The following is a 16,542-nucleotide window of genomic DNA, read 5'->3' on the forward strand; positions in this document are numbered from 1 at the left end:
AGTGGAAAAGGGGATTAGTGAGCGACAACGCCACCAAATGCTTGGATCATCCAAATGATGAAGCCATAGGTACTAACAAAAGCGATGCTTAATGCAGGAAATAAAATAAAGATGATAAAAAATAATGCTTTAAGTTCATCCTTCTTATTACTAGTGTATTTTTTTGTGGGGTTTTGATTCGTCATGACTATTTAGCTCCAGCTAACCCTTTCTTTGATGAGGCCATTATAAGGAGAGGTTGTGAACAGCGATGTGGGTAACAATGAACAAGTTAAGACAAGTTATGACAATATATGAACAGAATTATGGTGCAGTGTTTTGGTGAGTTTTTATAGTTTAATATCAGGTGTTTACTGTGTTTTTAGTCGATTGGTGTAGACCCGGTTTTGGAGGTGTGAATGTCGAAGTGCAGGTTAAAACAGGATGATGGCTCAATAATAACGCCGCGCTGAAAAGTGCGCGGCTAAACGGTGATGATTAATCGACAGTATTGTGGATTACTTGCTGATGACGATATAGCTGATAAAGCTAATCCAGCTGAGGGTTAATAATCCCCAGGGTAAGTAGGGGCTGGCCGCGCGATCTTCTATATTATCCTCGACATCATGTTCGTTTTCAGTGGTACGGGCTTTAGCACGCACTTGCTGTTTTTTCTGTTTGTCGCGAACACGTGCTTTGCCTTTTTGCTGTTTTTTATACTCCGCAATGCCTTTTTCAATTCCTAGCGCAATGAGTTTCGTTTGCTCTTTAGTTTGCCCTGGTTTTTGAATTGATTTTGCCACTTTTACGGCTTCGTTTTTAGTTTCGTCTGAGATCGGCTGTGCCATATTTTATGAATGCTTAGCTAAGAATAAGCTCACTATAACATGAGCTCATTTATCATTTACTTACTTATTTTCAGCCAAAAACTCAAACAAACCCGTTTGCATATTCACGTTCCAAAAGCGCCCAGCCAAGGTCAAAGTAAGGGCGTCGTTATTAAGTTGCGCCAGACCATTGGTTTGCCATGCATGAAAGAGTGGCTGTAACTGCTGCTGTAAGCTGGCCTCTAGTTGAGAAAATTGCAGTGTTCCACCGTCTAGGCCGCGTTTAAAAATCGCATCGAGTTCGGCTGATGGATTTGGGCTCAATGCCATTCCGGGCACTTTAGTGGGGGTTGCCTCATCTATAACGTCAGTGGATTGTGAGTGGGCTAGGTGCCAGTTGGTTAAGCTGCGGGCATTCATTACCCCATGGCCATGGATACTGCCACCAGCACCGGCGCCAAACGGCAGTATTTCGATACCGCTTTTGGCAAGTGAGTTATAGATGCTGCGTTCACGGTTGTCGCGACGCCAGTGGCAGCTGGATAACCGTTGCCACTGGTTTGATTCGAGTAAGTTGGCGCCATAGGCGTACATCTGCGCCCGCGTTTGGCTATCGGCCTGAAATTCACTTTCGTCGGTGCCAAGTATTTTGCCTTTCTCGCTAGCCCGGTCGATGCGAGTGCCGCCGAGGCCTATCAATTGATAGAGATCGACCCCATGTACACCACTGTCGATAACGGCTTGCAGATCTTGTTGCCAAATATCTAAGGTCTGACCGGGTAGCCCAAAAATAAGATCGATGACGATACTGGCGCTCGGATGTTGGCTCAACTCATTAAGGCGGCTGAGTAAGGTGTCTTTATCATCAAAGCGTCCGGCGGCTTGGCGTACATGAGTATCGAAGCTTTGCACTCCAAACGAGAAGCGGTTAAATCCGTTATCTAACGCACTGTGCCATTTGTCATCATCAAAGCCATTGAGGCGGCCTTCGAGCGACACTTCGGCATTCTTTATCAATGGGAATTTGCTTATCGCTGCGCCTAACATCGCGATCTCATCGGCCTGCATATCGGTCGGTGTGCCGCCGCCAACATAGACGGTATCAAATGGCTGACTTTGGGCTAAAGGCGTGTCTGCAGCAATCCTTAACTGTTCGCAGAGGCGGCTAACATAGCGGCTAATTCGCTCAGGATTAGTGCCATTTTCAAAGAAATTACAGAAGCTACAGCGCTTACGACAAAAGGGAATATGGATATACAGTGCCCGTTGGTTACTCTTGCTGGGTTGTTGCCACCATTGATGCCAAAGTGCCGGTGTTAAGTTGACAGGGCGACTGCCACTGCGACCGGCATGGGGAACACTTTTGACTTTAAAGGCATTTTGCAATGGTTCAGGACTTGCTATGCCAGTCATGGTCGGCGTTAGGATCATCATTACTCTCAAATCGTAAAATCAATTCAAAGGCAATGATAATCATTATCAAGTAGCACTTTGGTGCGATGGATCAATATCTGTTGCTTTGCATTGTAAATCTAAGCTTTGGATGTTGTGTTTGCGAGTAGAAGTTATCGCACTCTAATAAAACTATTTTGTACCAAGTAATCAACAAAGCGTTTTGACTTTACATGCTTAAACTTAAGTGGTGCGACCAACCCGCCAAATAATGAGATCCCGCCGCCCAAGAGTACTGGAATAGTGGTGATAATCAGCTCATCAATCAAATCTTCTTTTAAGAAGCTCTGTATGGTCAAACCGCCATCAATATAGAGGTTGTTGTAACCTTGACCGTGTATTTTCGTCATGACCTCTGTCAGTGGGCCTTTCACTAAAAACACTTTATCTTCGAGTCCTGCCGGTACCGCCTTCATGGTATTGCTGAGCACAAATACGGGCTTAGTATAGGGCCAGTCAATACCGAAGCTGAGAACGGTTTCTAGGGTATTTCGGCCGATGACTAACGCCTGTACTCGCCCGATAAAAGCGTTGTAACCGAGATCAGAATTATCAGGGTTTGGGGTTTCATGGAGCCAATCGACTTTATTGTCTTTGTCTGCAATGAAACCATCGAGACTGGTGGCGATAAAAACGATATTGGTCATGGTATGTCTCCGGTATAGAAAGTTAACGCTTTGAGCTGAAAAGTATTATAGATGGAGGTGAAAATTGATGCTGTAAGAGAGTGCCATTAATGATGTTGTTCTGGTTTATGCCGTGGCAAATTCATTTTTCAGATTTCCTATGCTGGCACTTCATCGTCATGGATGATGATTTTTAGCTTAATTTGTTTTTTAAGATGAGCCACCAAAGAAACTTAAAGGCTTCTATTATTTAAGTGCACTTAATGATTGTAATGGCAATTCTCAGCGGTGTTATTTAACAATCATTAGCCAGCTAACGTTCTGGACTTACTCTTTTTTCGAAGTTTTGAGCGCTAATTAAACGACTTGTCGAAAGGGAGTTAATGATGAAAAAAATCGCACTTATTCAAGAGTCTCCTTACGTTCTTGATAAAAAACGTACCATAGAAAAAGCTGTAGAGATCATTAATTCCGTCTCCGCCAAAGGGGCTGAACTGATTGTTTTTCCAGAGGCATTCATAGCAGGATACCCTGCTTGGATATGGCGGCTTAGACCTGGTGGTGACTGGGGGATCAGTGAAGAGCTACATGTTAGATTACTCAAAAATGCGATTAATCTAAGTTCGGACGATCTCAACCCTATGCTAGAAGCAGCCAAAGACAATAGCGTTACAGTCGTATGTGGTATTAACGAACGAGATAATGCTAATAGCCAATCCACAATATATAACTCAGTAATAACCATTGATATTCAAGGTCAAATTATCAATCATCATCGAAAACTCATGCCCACAAACCCAGAGCGAATGGTATGGGGGTTTGGAGATGGGCATGGTTTAAATGTTATTGATACTCCAGTCGGTAGAATTGGTAGCCTAATATGCTGGGAAAATTATATGCCTCTGGCAAGGTACTCTCTATATTCGCAAGGGATAGAAATATATATTGCACCAACCTATGACAGTGGTGATGCTTGGACTGGCACTATGCAGCACATTGCTCGGGAGGGTAAGTGTTGGGTTTTATCTTGTGGTGTTGCTTTAGAGCGAAAAGATTTACCTACGGACTTTCCAAATATAGATGAAATTTACCCGGCTGATGAAGAATGGATTAACCCCGGAGATTCGCTTGTGGTATCGCCTAGCGGTGAAATAGTGTCAGGGCCATTATCTAAAGAGAAAGGCTATATCATTTTGGATATTGATGTTGATTTGGCCTCAACTTCTAAGCGTGCTTTGGATGTCGCAGGGCACTACTCAAGACCTGATGTATTTAAACTGGAAGTAGACAAGACTAGACAATCACCCATTCACTTTAAAAACAATCGTTAACAAGGTGCTGCAGCTGGACTGGCATTATTGCTACTTCATATACTTCAGTCTGTTTTATCTATTACTCGTTTTGCTAAATCTAAAACGCACCGAGTCGGTGCGTTTGGCCAGCTCAAAACTAGCCTTGCTTATCCAAGGCTACCGTTATCATTTTAAGCTCGGCTTAACGAGTTGCTGAGAAAGCGCTGTGGTAGTTTACGATGCCGCGAGGCTCTTTATCGGAGAAGGTCAGTTGCAGAAAATAGGCTGCTGGCACGCCCTCAAGTACGATTAAAGCATTTGCCGTAAAGCCAAAACGACTGTAAAAATCGGGCTCGCCTAGCAATACGCAACCGTTAGCACCGAGCTTTTTTAGTTCGCTCAATGCTTCACTTATCAAGCTTGAACCGATGGCTTTATCTTGATAGTCAGGCCTGACCGAAATAGGGCCAAGACCATACCAGCTTACGCTGCCGTCGGAGATAGTCACTGGCGACAGCGCGACATGGCCAATAATCTCGCCATTTGTTTCTGCAACTAAAGACACACTCAATGCGCTTGCGTCTCTTAGGCGACGAACAATAAAGTGCTCGGTATGTGTTGAATGCTCGACATTGATAAAAGCGAGCTGAGTTAACGTATCAATGGCGTCGATATCGGCTTCGCACTCTTTGCGATAATTGATCCGCATGACCTTTTCAGCGTTGATGTTATTGGTTGTCCGGTTAAATTTATAGAGCGTCATCATCCACCCATTTAGTTCGATATAAATAAATACCTATAAGTTGTTGATATTGATTCTAGAACAAACTCTGACATATTGTTTATACCAATTACTTTAAATACTGCTTATAAAGCGGCTTTAAACTTTTTAGGAAGCGTAGTTTAAAATAATAGTGGTGTCAGCTGCCCGGGCTCATTCACTACAATAGGATCGTATTGCCAAACCTGCCTAATGGTTGCAGGGGTTAACGCCTCGTGCGGTGGCCCATCACTGACAACTTCTCCTTGTTGTAAAATCACCAATCTGTCGGCATAGCGTGATGCTTGATTAAGGTCATGAAGTACCACTACGACGGCATAATTTTGTTCATAAGCTAACGATTTTACCAGCTTTAATACTCTGTGCTGCTGGGCTAAATCCAGTGCTGAGGTGGGTTCATCCAACAGTAAAATTGGCGGCTTATCTGATTGAGCTAACTGGGTTAATACTCGGGCTAATTGCACTCGCTGTTTCTCGCCGCCCGAGAGCGTAGGGTAGCTGCGGTATTTTAAGTGGCTCAAGGCAACCTGTTCCAATTGTGCATCAATCAACTGCTCACCTTGTCGCTGGTTGAGCGTTAACGGATATAACCCCATTTCGACTACTTGATGAACTTGAAATGGAAACGTCAGTGAGGCGTGTTGTGGCAGTACCGCTAACAATTTTGCCAGTTTTTGCCTATCCCACATCGTCAGTGGTTGCTGGTGAATGTTAATCCGGCCTGCTTCAAGCTCAATTTCCTGGCATAAGCTTTTTAGTAAGGTTGATTTACCGGCCCCATTAGGTCCTAAAAGGGCAGTGACTTCGCCGGCTTTTAACCTGAGGTTTATGTCGGTTAATACTGGTTTTTGACCAATACGCACTGAAAGATGCTCGATCTCTATGACTGTAGTTCTGCTTGCATTCGATAGATGATCCGCTATACCCGCTGGCTGTGACTGAGTTGAATAATTCATTTAGACCAACTTACTGCGTTGTTTGAGTAATAACACGATGAAGAATGGCGCGCCGATAAGCGCTGTGACCAGCCCCACGGGGAGTTCTGATGGCGCAACAATGGCGCGAGCACCGATATCGGCCAGCACGAGTAATGCAGCGCCGAGTATGGCACTGAGTGGCAGTAGCTGTTTATGATCAGGCCCCACCATCATCCTTACTAAATGCGGCACGACTAGGCCGATAAAGCCAATAATGCCAGTTGCGGCAACCGATATTCCCACGCCAATAGCGCAAAGTACGATGAGCTTGAGTTTTAACTTATCAACATCTAAGCCTAAATGACGCGCTTCAGCTTCACCCAGTAATAACGCATTAAGCGCCTTCGCTGAGCAGTTAAACTGCCAACTAACAACGGCTAAGGCGATCAAGCTTAATATGACGTAATGCCATTGCGCGCCGGCGATAGAACCGAGCTGCCACAGGGTGAGATCCCTCAATGCCATATCGTCGGCCATATAGGTGAGTAGACCTATGCCCGCGCCAGCAAGTGCTGCCACGGCTACGCCAGATAACAGCAGTAATACAACCGAAGTCCCGCTAGGGCTACTGGCTAAACGGTAAACCACTAAGGTGGTTACCAACCCGGCTAGAAAGGCACTGATTGCCACGGCGTATTCACCGCCTTGGGGAAACAGCACAATGCAGATAGCGGCGCCAAAAGCGGCACCTGACGACACCCCAATAATACCGGGATCTGCCAGTGGGTTTCTAAACAACCCCTGCATCACCGCGCCACACTGAGCCAGCACAGCCCCCACAGCTAACGCCAACAATGTGCGCGGTAGGCGGACTTGGTCGATCACTAACTGTTCGTGTGGGGCTACACTGCCTATATCAATTTGAGTCGCCCAGTTAATGACGGCACTGAAGCTCACGCTAGGGCTAATGTGCAGTGGACCTATGCTGACAGACATCAGGCTGGTGATGACCAAAGCGGTCAACAAACAGGGCCAAAGCCAATGACGATTATCCATTTACGAATCCCGTTAAATAATGGCGTAGTGAACAAGGTTTAGTAACGCTTTACGCTAATAAAATCGCTAGCAAGTTTATCTGCCGCTTCGATAGCACTCATTCCAAGGCCGCCTATCAGCGCTTGCGGGTTAAGATTTTGGATCTGCTCATTCTTGCCTGCGGGAGTATGTGCTAGCAGTGGCATTTTCTTCAGTAGCGAACGTACTGGGTTTTCAGTCTCTTTATCAGAGCGGTTTGAGATCAAAATGACGTCTGGTTGTAGTGCAAGAATGCCCTCTTGAGAGACACTCTTATAGCCAGAGAAACCAGCGATGTTGTTGCCACCAGCCAATTTGATAATGATATCGGCTGCGGTGTCATCGCCACCAACACGCGCAGGTCTGTCGGCCTGTAACAGTAGAAACAACACTTTAGGGGCATCGCCTTTGTTAGCAATCTGTTGTTGCTTACGCTCAAGGTCGGTAAATGATTGCTGTAGTTCGGTTTTAAGTTGCTTAGCTTGTGTTTCACGCTTTAGTAGCTGGCCCATAGCATCGATATTGCTAAACAGTTGAGTTTGAGTATTGGCATGAGGCAGCTGCACGACATTAATCTTGGCTGAACTTAAAACATCTAAGGTCGCTTTAGGCCCCATAGCGTCAGAACCCAGCACTAGGCTTGGGCTAAGCGCTAAGATACCTTCAGCAGAAAGCATGCGATGGTAGCCAAGCTTGGCAATGTCTTCTTTGTCTTTAGGCAGTTGGCTGGTGGAATCGACTGCCACAAGTTCGTCACCCGCATCGAGGGCAAAAACCAGCTCGGTCATCCCCGCGCCAGCGCTGATAACTCGCGGTGCTGATGATTGTTCATGCCCATTAACGTGCTCGCCATCATGGGCGTAGGCCGAAGAACTGATTAGCGCCAAGATACTGAAGATGGCTGTGGCGCCCATCTTAGAAGTCGTTTTAAAGCGGGTTGATAATTTAGTTTTTAAATGAGTTTTACAGTTGAACATTAAAAAGCTCCAAAATAATAAAAAGGAATGCCGTAAGCAAGTCGATATTGCTCGTTTAAGGTTGTTAGGGTTCCATCAAAATCTGGGTATTGCTGATCTGTTGCCGTTGCATTAGCGCTAACACATTCATCAGCGGTTGCACTGGCGCGGCTTTGTCGGCTGCAACAATGACTTTAGCTTTCGGGCTGGCTTTCAAGGCGCTAATAAATGCCACCTCAAAATCATCAAACTTCAGATAACTCACACCATCAATCGCCCAGTGTGGCTGATCTGTCATGATATTTATCGCGACATGTTTATCTTGCGAAAGGGCATTTAAATTGGAATCTGCTTCGGTGGGAACATCCACTGGCAGGCTCAATAATTGCGTATTGGCGGTGAGTAAAAGAAATACCAGTACGATAAAAATGATGTCAATCAGCGGCGTTAGATCTAGGCCAGAAAGTGCAACGCTGTCATTCGTGTCACAACCAATCATCAGCTTGGCTCCGCCAGCGTTGTCGCTGATTGGCAGCTGGCTTCTTTACAGGTGGCCGCTTTGCTGCATAGTTGCGCGGCGGTATCGCTGCCGATACTTAAGGCTTGATCAAAGCCCTCAAGCCACAAATTAAGTAGGTTCAATACGTGAGTGATTTTATTGCAGCGTCTCTCGGCCCAAAGGGTCAATAGGTGCGCCATAGTGATCGCCGGAACCGCAATAATAAGACCAGCAGCTGTGGTGTTCATCGCTAAGCCAAGACCTGATGCAAGCTGCGATGGAGTGACTGGACCGTCCGATAACCCAAGCTGGTTGAACATCTCAATCAGCCCGAGCACCGTCCCTAACAGCCCAAGTAGCGGGGTGATAATTCCGATAACCTGTAATATTTTTAGGCCAGACAAGAGTTTACTTTTTTGCTTTACCAACCAGAGACTGACGATCTCTTCGCGCATTAGGCGGTTTTGATCGCTATGGCTTAGCAGTAGCGCGGTGCCTTTAGCCAGCATGCTGCGGCCTTGGCTTATCTGTGCCATTAATTGTTGGCGCTGCTCTGGGGTCGCACTGCGTGCTTGTTGGCGTAGTTGAGTCAACCAACTATCCCGTTTAGGCAACTCATATAGCACAAGCGCGAGCCGTTCGAAAATGATCATTAAGGCTACAAAAGCGCAGATAAACAGCGGCCAAGTTAGGTAGCCAAGTTGTTCTGAAAGTTGTTGGTATAAAGGCTGAGACAACCCTTGAGACAGTGATGGCGTTAGCGGTTGAGACATTTATTTTTCCTCTGCGATAAGCATTTATCGCCTGGTATTAACGGTGTTGGTGGCATGTCCCTAAAACGCACGGGTTAACTTTAATCACACTGCGATTGAAGTTAAGCGGCCTCTCACTCCTAGAAGGGCAGTTGGAATAAGCTGTGCCTAGCGCGATGGGTTTACACGCTCGGCTTGAATTCAGATTTAGTTCAGCTCAAATTTAACCGGCACTCGCACGGTATAGGCGTAAGCGGTTTGCGGTGAGGGCGCAGAAAACTGCCACTTTTCTACCGCGTTAAGCGCAGCTTTATCGAGTAATCGGTAACCTGAACTATCCACCAAGGTGAGTGACATTTGCTCGCCGACCTGATTGAACATCACTTCGATAGTCGCAGTGCCTTGAAAACCGCGTTGACGGGCTTTCTTAGGGTAATGGGGCTGAGTGGGCGGGGCGGCAAAAGTCGGCTGGTTTAGCGCAACGGATTGCTTGCTTACCCCTTGCTTGGCTTCTGCTTGAACTTGATCGTGAGCCCGTTGCTGGCTGCTCTGCTTCTTCGGCTGTTTCTCAACAACCTTTTCACCTTTGCTAGCTAGCTTTTTTGGGGGCTCCGTCGGCGGTTGCTTGGCAACGGGTTTACGCTTAGCCGTGATTTTTGCTATCGGTTTTGCAGCCGTCTTTACGACGGGCTTTGGCTCAAGCTTTTTAACCGCCTTAGCCTTAGGTTTAGCCGTTTCACTTGCTGGCGCTTGGCTGGCTTGCATTGCAATAGACAGATTAACCGCCTGATTGGAACCCATAGCAGAGCCTGAGCTTAGCTGGATTGTTGCTTCACTATTTTGCGAGGCGAGTACACCACCTTGGATCAATAGGGTTAAGCAACCAAAAGCAAAATATCGTTTAGGAGTCATGGCCGTTTTTCTTTTTCAATCATCACTACTGCCATAACCCTGAGTGTTTTTTTATGCTGCAGTAAACTTTACAAAGCTTACAATATACATAATTTACAAAAGGTTACGCTTCATAGTTTTAACAAGTTACCAATACGATATACGAATCTTAAGAAGATCGCAAATGATAATGATTTTCATTTGATCTATGTTTTTTTCTCAGGTAAAGTGCCGAAAATAATAGAAAGGGTGTTCGAATCTACGCAATTAATGGACTAACTGAGTTGTTGTCGCTACCCCATAAACTTACTTTGAGGATTGAAACATGAACAAGAAGCCGCTCGTCGTCGCTATGGCAATGGCTCTTAGCTCCAGCGTATATGCAGAGCAAGTACAGCAAGTTACCGAATTTGATGAAGTATTGGTCTCGGCCACTCGCGTGAGTGAAAAAGTGTCTGAAACCAGCCGCTCTGTCGCAGTGATCTCTGAAGAGCAGTTGCAGGAACAACAACCTGCATCGGTTGCGCAGGCGCTTAAGAATGTAGCCAATGTTAATGTGTCAAATGGCCCTCGCGCATCATCTCAAGGGGTTGAAATTCGTGGTTTAGGCGGGCAGCGAGTATTGCAAACGATTGATGGTGCACGCCAAAATACCAGTTCTGGTCATCGGGGCACTTACTTTATGGACCCTGAACTACTCAGTTCCGTTGAAGTGGTGCGTGGCCCTGCAAGTAGCCTTTGGGGCAGCGGTGCCATTGGCGGTGTTGTGGCGCAAAATACTAAATCTGCACAGGATTTTCTGGAAGAGGAAGACACCTTTGGTGGCTATATCAAGCAAGGTTTCGAAACCAACGGTGATCGTGCTAAAACCAGTGGTGCAATCTATGGCTTAGCAGATACTGCTGATGCTGGAAGTGTTGATTGGTTGCTAAACGGCAGTTATTACGACAGCAACAACATTAAAGTGGGTAATGATCAGACGCTTGAAAACAGTGCTTCAGAGGGAACTAGCGGCTTGGCTAAATTTGGTTGGCAACCGACCAATGATCAACGTCTGCAACTTTCTACCCGTTTTTCTAAAATTGATGAACTGGTGCCGAGTAATCCGACGACGGATGTCGGCAGTTCAGTGCCTTTGGTTAAGCGCAAAACCAATGATCAAAATGTGACCTTGGATTACAGCTTAAACCCAACGGATAATCACTATCTCGATCTTAATGCTACCTTCTATTGGAATGGTACCGATTACGATGAAGACAGGGTTACTAAAAACCAAGTTGATAGCACCGAATACGACACGCTTGGATTTAGTATCAATAATAGCTCTAAATTTGCCAATACCGTGCTGACTTATGGTGTTGATGGTTACAAAGATTCAATTAAAACAGTACGTGATGACAGCGGTCAAACTGGCCAACGCCCGAATGATATTGACGGCGAAACCACGGTCTGGGGCGCCTTTACCCGCGCCGATATCAGCTTAAGTGAAAACTGGTCTGTTGACGCCGCAGTGCGTTACGACGCGTTTACAAATGAAAGTAACAACCTTAATGCGCAATCTGATGACAATGCATTTTCGCCGTCAATAGGATTGGTTTGGACCACCACCGAATGGTTAACCCTAAGCGCGCGATTTGACCAAGCGTTCCGTGCCCCAAGTATTGAAGAGATGTACTCAACCGGTACGCATTACTGTATCCCTCCTATCCCGGGATTCTTGCCTGGTGGGCTATGTAATACTTTTGAAATCAATCCAGATTTGCAAGCTGAAAAAGCCCAGAACAAGGAGATTAAAGCTGATCTTCGTTTCACTGAACTTGCCGGAGATGATGAACTCGCAATGACATTAAGCGTGTTTAGAAACGATGTTGATGATTTTATCGAGCAATCTGTTTCTAACCCATTGATGGGCATTCCTGGCTTTGAGCAAACAACCTCATGGGACAATGTTGATGAAGCTAAACTCACAGGTTTTGAATTTACTACTCGTTACCGTTATGAGCAGACACGTGTCACCTTAAACTATGGTCAAACCGAAGGTAAAGATAAGACGGAAGGAGATTACCTCACTAACGTTCCAGCTAAAAAGCTAGGGTTCGACTTGTCGCAAGCCATCATGGAAGGTGACATGAAGTTTGGTACTCGTTTTACCTACGTAGCAGAGCAAGATCAGTTGCCTAGTGATTACACTGAGTCATACGATTCTTACAAACTGTGGGATCTGTACGTGGCATGGGAACCTGCCATGGGCACTTTTGAAGGGTTAAGAGTCGACTTTGCAGTAGAAAATATCGGTGATGAGCAATATCAACAAGCGTGGCAAACCCTGTATGAACAGGGACGGAACTATAAATTGTCGGCGCGTTATAGCTTCTAAACAAAGCTAAACAATTAACCCTGAGGCTAACAGCAATGATTAGCCTCTTTGCCATTTTAATATTTTGGAGATATTCCATGTCAATGACCATTGAAACCATCCGCCAGCATTTAATCGATAACCCCGCGGCAATGCCCAGCCAAATTGCCGTAGAACTCAACATTAGTGAGTTTGAAGTGGTGTCAGCATTGCCGGTCGATCAGCTTGCGCTACTGCCTATCACTGAAAAAGACAGCTTATTAACGTCGCTGCCAGAGTGGGGCAACATGACCACGATTGTGTCAGTATCTGGCAGTATCTTTGAGTTTAAAGGTGCTTTCCCGAAAGGGAAGTATGCCCATGGTTATTACAATCTCATCACTAAAGGCGAGGGACTACACGGGCATTTAAAGCTGGATGACATTAGTGCAATAGCATTGATAAGCAAACCGTTTAGAGGTAGCGAGAGCCATTCCATTAACTTCTTTGGTGCCAAAGGCGAAGTGGTGTTTAAAGTGTATTTAGGCAGAGATAAGAAGCGAGTGTTATTGCCTGAGCAAGTGGCCCGCTTTAATGCGCTTAAAGCAGAGTTACAAATCGCTACCGCCTAGAACCTCGCCGGTCGTCAATATGACCTAGCACCTGATATGTGGCATCTAGCCCCTTAAAAAATAAGAGAGCCGAGCAATGACTACTGTAAAAGAGCAAAGATTACGTGAGAAACTATTACCTGAAATAGAAGCGTTTAAAGCTGCCCGTTCAACCCTGCAGTTAGCGACCCAAGATGCCAATGGCGTGCCCAATGCCAGCTATGCGCCTTTTGCCTTGGCTGACGATGGTTTTTATATTCTGGTCAGTGAGCTTGCACGCCATGGCACTAACCTTAAAGCATCTAATAAGCTGTCTGTTATGTTGCTTGAAGATGAAGCAGAGGCAAAGTCAGTATTTGCCCGTAAGCGACTGACCTTTGATGCCACAGCTGAGCTTGTTGCACGAGATAGCGAGACCTTTACCAAAGGCGTAGCGGCATTGTCTGCCCGCTTTGGCGAGATGATTGATAATTTAGCGGCCCTGACCGACTTTAACTTGTTTAAACTTAACCCTCATCATGGATTATATGTAAAAGGATTTGGCCAAGCCTTTAGTCTTTCTGGTTCAGAGCTTTTAGATGTCAATTGGAAACGTGACGGCCACCATGGCACGCCTAAAGCGGAACTTGCTGACACGATAAGCTAATGACGAATGCGGCAAATGCCGTGCAGAGATAAGCCTTAAGCGCAAGTTTAGAGGAACATACTCTCATACAAAGCTTTTCTATAAACATTGCCCGCTCTCATGCGGGTTTTGTTATTCTAATGTTGTTTACATTCAAATTTAGGACACTTCATTGAGCCAATCAGCATCTTCTGTCTCATCAAAGACCGCCGAGACCACTGCGCCAAGTCAAGCGCTGCTTGAAAACACTGCGACGAATAAGCCACATGTTAGCCAGCGCGCTGTTTTGCCATGGATTGGTGCTTTTTTAAAACCCTATCGCGTTAAGGTGATAGCCGCGATCATCTTCCTCTTTATTGGTTCACTCGCTTGGCTGTCACTGGGTCAAGGCGTGCGCTTAATGGTCGATGAAGGCTTTTTGCAAGACAATGGCTCACGCCTTAATGAAATTATTCTGCTGGTGGTGGGGATCACCGCCCTCAGCAGTAGCGCCATTTTTTGCCGTTTCTACTTAATGACTTGGTTAGGTGAACGCGTTAGCGCCGATATTCGTTTGAAAGTGTATGACCATCTACTCAAGCTCTCGCCTGGATTTTATGCAAAACTGCGCACCGGTGAGGTTATTTCACGTTTTACGGCCGATTCTACGTTGTTGCAATCGGTGGTCGGCCAAAGTTTGTCGATGGCACTGAGAGCCAGCGTGACTGTGATTGGTGGCATTGTCATGATGGCAATAACCAGTCTTAAAATGACAGGATTAGTGTTACTCGCAGTCCCAATGGTGTTGGGCCCTATCTTCTTTTTCGGCCGTAAGGTGCGCGACTTGTCGCGTAAAAGCCAAGACAAAGTGGGTGACTTAGGCGCTTATGTTGATGAAACACTACATGAGATCCACACCGTGCAGGCCTATTCCCATGAAGACAGAGATCGAGCGCTATTCAATGAGCGGGTTGAAGCGATTATGGACGCCGCTAAAGGGCGAATAAAGTATCGCTCTATTTTAATTTCGTTAGTGATGTTTTTGAGCATCTTGGCGATAGCGTTAGTCACCTGGGTAGGTGCCCACGATGTGATGAATGGCAGTATCACCAGCGGTGAGCTATCAGCCTTTATGTTTTATGCGGTAATGGTGGCAGGTTCTGTGGCAACCATTAGCGAAGTGATCGGCGAAATTCAACGCGCTGCAGGTGCAACTGAACGCCTTATTGAGTTAGTGGAAACTCCGATTGATATTCCGACTGTAGCCGAACCGCTGTCTTTACCTGCAGTGGTGCGCGGCGAACTGCAGTTAAAGCAGGTACGATTTGCTTACAGCAATATTCGCGAGGGCGGCATTGAGCATGACGGAGAGAGTGATGTCATCCAAGGCTTGGATATTTACATCAAGCCAGCCGAACGTGTAGCATTGGTCGGGGCGAGCGGCGCCGGTAAAAGTACCTTGTTCGAACTACTGCAACGTTTCTATGAGTTAAAAAGCGGTAGCATTGAACTAGACGGCGTTGATATCGCCAAATTAAGCCCTCAGTCCTTGCGCCAGCAATATGCCTTGGTGCCACAAGAGTCAGTTATTTTTGCCAGCAGTGTACTGGAAAACGTGCGTTATGGACGTTTGGATGCCACCGAAGCTGAAGTGAAACAAGCCTGTATTGCCGCCAGAGCCGATGAGTTTATAGCTGAGTTTACCGACGGCTATCAAACCTATCTAGGTGAACGTGGTGTTCGTTTGTCTGGTGGGCAAAAGCAACGCATCGCTATTGCTCGCGCTATTCTTGCCGATCGACCGATTTTACTGCTGGACGAAGCCACTAGTGCACTCGACGCCATCAGTGAGCAAAAGGTAAAACAAGCGCTAGATAGGCTAATGGTGAATAAAACCACTTTGATTATTGCCCATCGATTGGCAACGGTTATCAATGCTGATCGTATCTTAGTGCTCGAGAAGGGGCTAGTAGTGGCAAGTGGCACGCACAAAGAGTTAATGCAAAGCAGTGAGCTTTATCGTGAGTTTGCCAGTCTACAGCTACTTACAGATGATGCTGCAACGATTTAAAAAAGATTGCTGGTGAACTTTATTTTGGTGGTAAACGTACTGGTTTTTAACGCGTTTATCGCTAAGCCTTAATCGCAAACCTTAGTCACCAAAATCGAAAGGGAATTATTTATGCGACTTTCAATGTCTTTACGTAAGTGCTCATGCCAGCGGTCAATTAAACACTTTGTAAGCAAATCACTACTGGTGTTATGCGTTTTGCTATTGTCAGCATGTACCAGTTTGCCCAAAGGTATTGAACCAGTAAATGATTTTGAGTTACCAAAATACTTAGGTACTTGGTATGAAATCGCCAGGCTCGATCATAGCTTTGAGCGCGGATTATCTCGGGTGACTGCAGAATACGAGATGAAAGATGATGGTGGCGTTAAAGTCACTAATCGCGGCTTTTCTGAAGCAAAGCAAAGCTGGAAAGACGCCGAGGGCAAAGCTTACTTTGTTGATGCTACTGATATTGGTTATTTAAAAGTATCTTTCTTTGGGCCATTTTATGGTTCGTACGTGGTGTATGAGCTTGATAAAGAGGGTTACCAATATGCCTTTATTACCAGTTATAACCGTGATTACCTTTGGTTTCTATCACGTACCCCAGAGGTGAGTGATACGCTCAAACAGCAGTTTACTGAGCAGGCTAAACGGCTTGGGTTTAGTATTGAGCAGATTATTTGGGTTAAACAGGTTTAGGCTGCTTTAGCGACGAAAGCTATAGTGTCATTGGTGTGTTCTGTTTTACTTTTTTGTAATCAGGTGGTCAAACTACTTTTAATGACACGATGGCCTGCGGCCACCAAGGTCGTGGCGCTTCGCCCATACCTGAGGCTGAGATGATCAAACTTCGCTTGATAAAGGTCGTGAGCTTCCAGCTCACACTCGGC

At 45.8% G+C, this 16,542-nt stretch carries 17 protein-coding genes; 6 read left to right on the plus strand and 11 right to left on the minus strand.

All coding sequences use genetic code 11. The features are described 5' to 3' along the window. Positions 1 to 14: 14 nt before the first annotated feature. The 4 genes from torE to CXF83_RS06585 all read right to left on the minus strand — a co-directional run bounded on the left by torE (position 15) and on the right by CXF83_RS06585 (position 2,905). Positions 15 to 185, minus strand: a complete 171-nt coding sequence (torE, locus tag CXF83_RS06570; RefSeq protein WP_101091422.1) for a trimethylamine N-oxide reductase system protein TorE — start codon at positions 183 to 185, stop codon at positions 15 to 17. A 312-nt stretch (positions 186 to 497) separates the two neighbouring features. Next, positions 498 to 827: a DUF2956 domain-containing protein gene (locus CXF83_RS06575; RefSeq protein WP_101091423.1), complete on the minus strand. Its 330-nt coding sequence runs from the start codon at positions 825 to 827 to the stop codon at positions 498 to 500. Between the two features lie 60 nt (positions 828 to 887). Further along, the gene (gene hutW / locus CXF83_RS06580) at positions 888 to 2,240 is read right to left on the minus strand and encodes a heme anaerobic degradation radical SAM methyltransferase ChuW/HutW (RefSeq protein ID WP_232775048.1); all 1,353 of its coding nucleotides are present in this window, start codon (positions 2,238 to 2,240) and stop codon (positions 888 to 890) included. Between the two features lie 131 nt (positions 2,241 to 2,371). Beyond that, positions 2,372 to 2,905, minus strand: a complete 534-nt coding sequence (locus CXF83_RS06585; protein WP_101091425.1) for a dihydrofolate reductase family protein — start codon at positions 2,903 to 2,905, stop codon at positions 2,372 to 2,374. A gap of 365 nt (positions 2,906 to 3,270) precedes the next feature. On the opposite strand from CXF83_RS06585, the gene CXF83_RS06590 reads away from it, so the two are divergent. Then, entirely contained in the window at positions 3,271 to 4,215 is a 945-nt protein-coding gene (locus tag CXF83_RS06590) for a carbon-nitrogen hydrolase family protein (protein ID WP_101091426.1), read from the plus strand. A gap of 163 nt (positions 4,216 to 4,378) precedes the next feature. Here the strand turns inward: CXF83_RS06590 and CXF83_RS06595 are convergent, their stop codons facing one another. The 7 genes from CXF83_RS06595 to CXF83_RS06625 all read right to left on the minus strand — a co-directional run bounded on the left by CXF83_RS06595 (position 4,379) and on the right by CXF83_RS06625 (position 10,067). Further along, on the minus strand, positions 4,379 to 4,939 hold the full coding sequence (locus tag CXF83_RS06595) for a GNAT family N-acetyltransferase (protein ID WP_308303112.1): 561 nt from the start codon (positions 4,937 to 4,939) through the stop codon (positions 4,379 to 4,381). Between the two features lie 140 nt (positions 4,940 to 5,079). Further along, positions 5,080 to 5,913 (minus strand): heme ABC transporter ATP-binding protein, encoded by an 834-nt coding sequence (locus tag CXF83_RS06600; protein WP_101091427.1) that lies wholly within the window; start codon positions 5,911 to 5,913, stop codon positions 5,080 to 5,082. Beyond that, positions 5,914 to 6,930, minus strand: coding sequence for a FecCD family ABC transporter permease (locus tag CXF83_RS06605; RefSeq protein WP_101091428.1), 1,017 nt, complete (start codon positions 6,928 to 6,930; stop codon positions 5,914 to 5,916). Between the two features lie 38 nt (positions 6,931 to 6,968). After that, positions 6,969 to 7,925 (minus strand): heme/hemin ABC transporter substrate-binding protein, encoded by a 957-nt coding sequence (locus CXF83_RS06610; RefSeq protein ID WP_101091429.1) that lies wholly within the window; start codon positions 7,923 to 7,925, stop codon positions 6,969 to 6,971. 64 nt (positions 7,926 to 7,989) lie between these two features. Continuing rightward, a complete protein-coding gene (locus CXF83_RS06615; protein ID WP_101091430.1) occupies positions 7,990 to 8,403 on the minus strand; it encodes an ExbD/TolR family protein in 414 nt (137 codons plus the stop codon). Next, positions 8,403 to 9,176: a MotA/TolQ/ExbB proton channel family protein gene (locus CXF83_RS06620; protein WP_443018874.1), complete on the minus strand. Its 774-nt coding sequence runs from the start codon at positions 9,174 to 9,176 to the stop codon at positions 8,403 to 8,405. The genes CXF83_RS06615 and CXF83_RS06620 overlap by 1 nt, the downstream gene beginning before the upstream one ends. 186 nt (positions 9,177 to 9,362) lie before the next feature. Continuing rightward, positions 9,363 to 10,067: an energy transducer TonB gene (locus CXF83_RS06625; protein ID WP_101091431.1), complete on the minus strand. Its 705-nt coding sequence runs from the start codon at positions 10,065 to 10,067 to the stop codon at positions 9,363 to 9,365. Between the two features lie 331 nt (positions 10,068 to 10,398). Here CXF83_RS06625 and CXF83_RS06630 point away from each other — a divergent pair, with 331 nt between their 5' ends. The 5 genes from CXF83_RS06630 to CXF83_RS06650 all read left to right on the plus strand — a co-directional run bounded on the left by CXF83_RS06630 (position 10,399) and on the right by CXF83_RS06650 (position 16,351). Further along, a complete protein-coding gene (locus CXF83_RS06630; RefSeq protein WP_443018878.1) occupies positions 10,399 to 12,423 on the plus strand; it encodes a TonB-dependent hemoglobin/transferrin/lactoferrin family receptor in 2,025 nt (674 codons plus the stop codon). A gap of 77 nt (positions 12,424 to 12,500) precedes the next feature. Beyond that, positions 12,501 to 13,013: a heme utilization cystosolic carrier protein HutX gene (gene hutX / locus CXF83_RS06635; protein WP_101091433.1), complete on the plus strand. Its 513-nt coding sequence runs from the start codon at positions 12,501 to 12,503 to the stop codon at positions 13,011 to 13,013. Between the two features lie 76 nt (positions 13,014 to 13,089). Next, the gene (gene hutZ, locus CXF83_RS06640) at positions 13,090 to 13,638 is read left to right on the plus strand and encodes a heme utilization protein HutZ (RefSeq protein ID WP_101091434.1); all 549 of its coding nucleotides are present in this window, start codon (positions 13,090 to 13,092) and stop codon (positions 13,636 to 13,638) included. A 214-nt stretch (positions 13,639 to 13,852) separates the two neighbouring features. After that, complete coding sequence (locus CXF83_RS06645) at positions 13,853 to 15,667, plus strand: ABC transporter transmembrane domain-containing protein (RefSeq protein ID WP_232775063.1); 1,815 nt, start codon at positions 13,853 to 13,855, stop codon at positions 15,665 to 15,667. 123 nt (positions 15,668 to 15,790) lie between these two features. After that, positions 15,791 to 16,351 carry a lipocalin family protein gene (locus tag CXF83_RS06650; protein WP_101091477.1) on the plus strand — a complete coding sequence of 187 codons (561 nt, stop codon included), beginning with the start codon at positions 15,791 to 15,793 and terminating at the stop codon, positions 16,349 to 16,351. Positions 16,352 to 16,542: the final 191 nt, after the last annotated feature.

The sequence above is a fragment of the Shewanella sp. Choline-02u-19 genome (assembly GCF_002836205.1).
Taxonomy (GTDB): domain Bacteria; phylum Pseudomonadota; class Gammaproteobacteria; order Enterobacterales; family Shewanellaceae; genus Shewanella.

Bases quoted from the DNA above. Each gene is read 5' to 3' on its own strand.
- torE (WP_101091422.1), bottom strand. From the start codon at position 185: ATGACGAATCAAAACCCCACAAAAAAATACACTAGTAATAAGAAGGAT.
- CXF83_RS06575 (WP_101091423.1), bottom strand. From the start codon at position 827: ATGGCACAGCCGATCTCAGACGAAACTAAAAACGAAGCCGTAAAAGTG.
- hutW (WP_232775048.1), bottom strand. From the start codon at position 2,240: ATGATGATCCTAACGCCGACCATGACTGGCATAGCAAGTCCTGAACCA.
- CXF83_RS06585 (WP_101091425.1), bottom strand. From the start codon at position 2,905: ATGACCAATATCGTTTTTATCGCCACCAGTCTCGATGGTTTCATTGCA.
- CXF83_RS06590 (WP_101091426.1), top strand. From the start codon at position 3,271: ATGAAAAAAATCGCACTTATTCAAGAGTCTCCTTACGTTCTTGATAAA.
- CXF83_RS06595 (WP_308303112.1), bottom strand. From the start codon at position 4,939: ATGACGCTCTATAAATTTAACCGGACAACCAATAACATCAACGCTGAA.
- CXF83_RS06600 (WP_101091427.1), bottom strand. From the start codon at position 5,913: ATGAATTATTCAACTCAGTCACAGCCAGCGGGTATAGCGGATCATCTA.
- CXF83_RS06605 (WP_101091428.1), bottom strand. From the start codon at position 6,930: ATGGATAATCGTCATTGGCTTTGGCCCTGTTTGTTGACCGCTTTGGTC.
- CXF83_RS06610 (WP_101091429.1), bottom strand. From the start codon at position 7,925: ATGTTCAACTGTAAAACTCATTTAAAAACTAAATTATCAACCCGCTTT.
- CXF83_RS06615 (WP_101091430.1), bottom strand. From the start codon at position 8,403: ATGATTGGTTGTGACACGAATGACAGCGTTGCACTTTCTGGCCTAGAT.
- CXF83_RS06620 (WP_443018874.1), bottom strand. From the start codon at position 9,176: ATGTCTCAACCGCTAACGCCATCACTGTCTCAAGGGTTGTCTCAGCCT.
- CXF83_RS06625 (WP_101091431.1), bottom strand. From the start codon at position 10,067: ATGACTCCTAAACGATATTTTGCTTTTGGTTGCTTAACCCTATTGATC.
- CXF83_RS06630 (WP_443018878.1), top strand. From the start codon at position 10,399: ATGGCAATGGCTCTTAGCTCCAGCGTATATGCAGAGCAAGTACAGCAA.
- hutX (WP_101091433.1), top strand. From the start codon at position 12,501: ATGTCAATGACCATTGAAACCATCCGCCAGCATTTAATCGATAACCCC.
- hutZ (WP_101091434.1), top strand. From the start codon at position 13,090: ATGACTACTGTAAAAGAGCAAAGATTACGTGAGAAACTATTACCTGAA.
- CXF83_RS06650 (WP_101091477.1), top strand. From the start codon at position 15,791: ATGTCTTTACGTAAGTGCTCATGCCAGCGGTCAATTAAACACTTTGTA.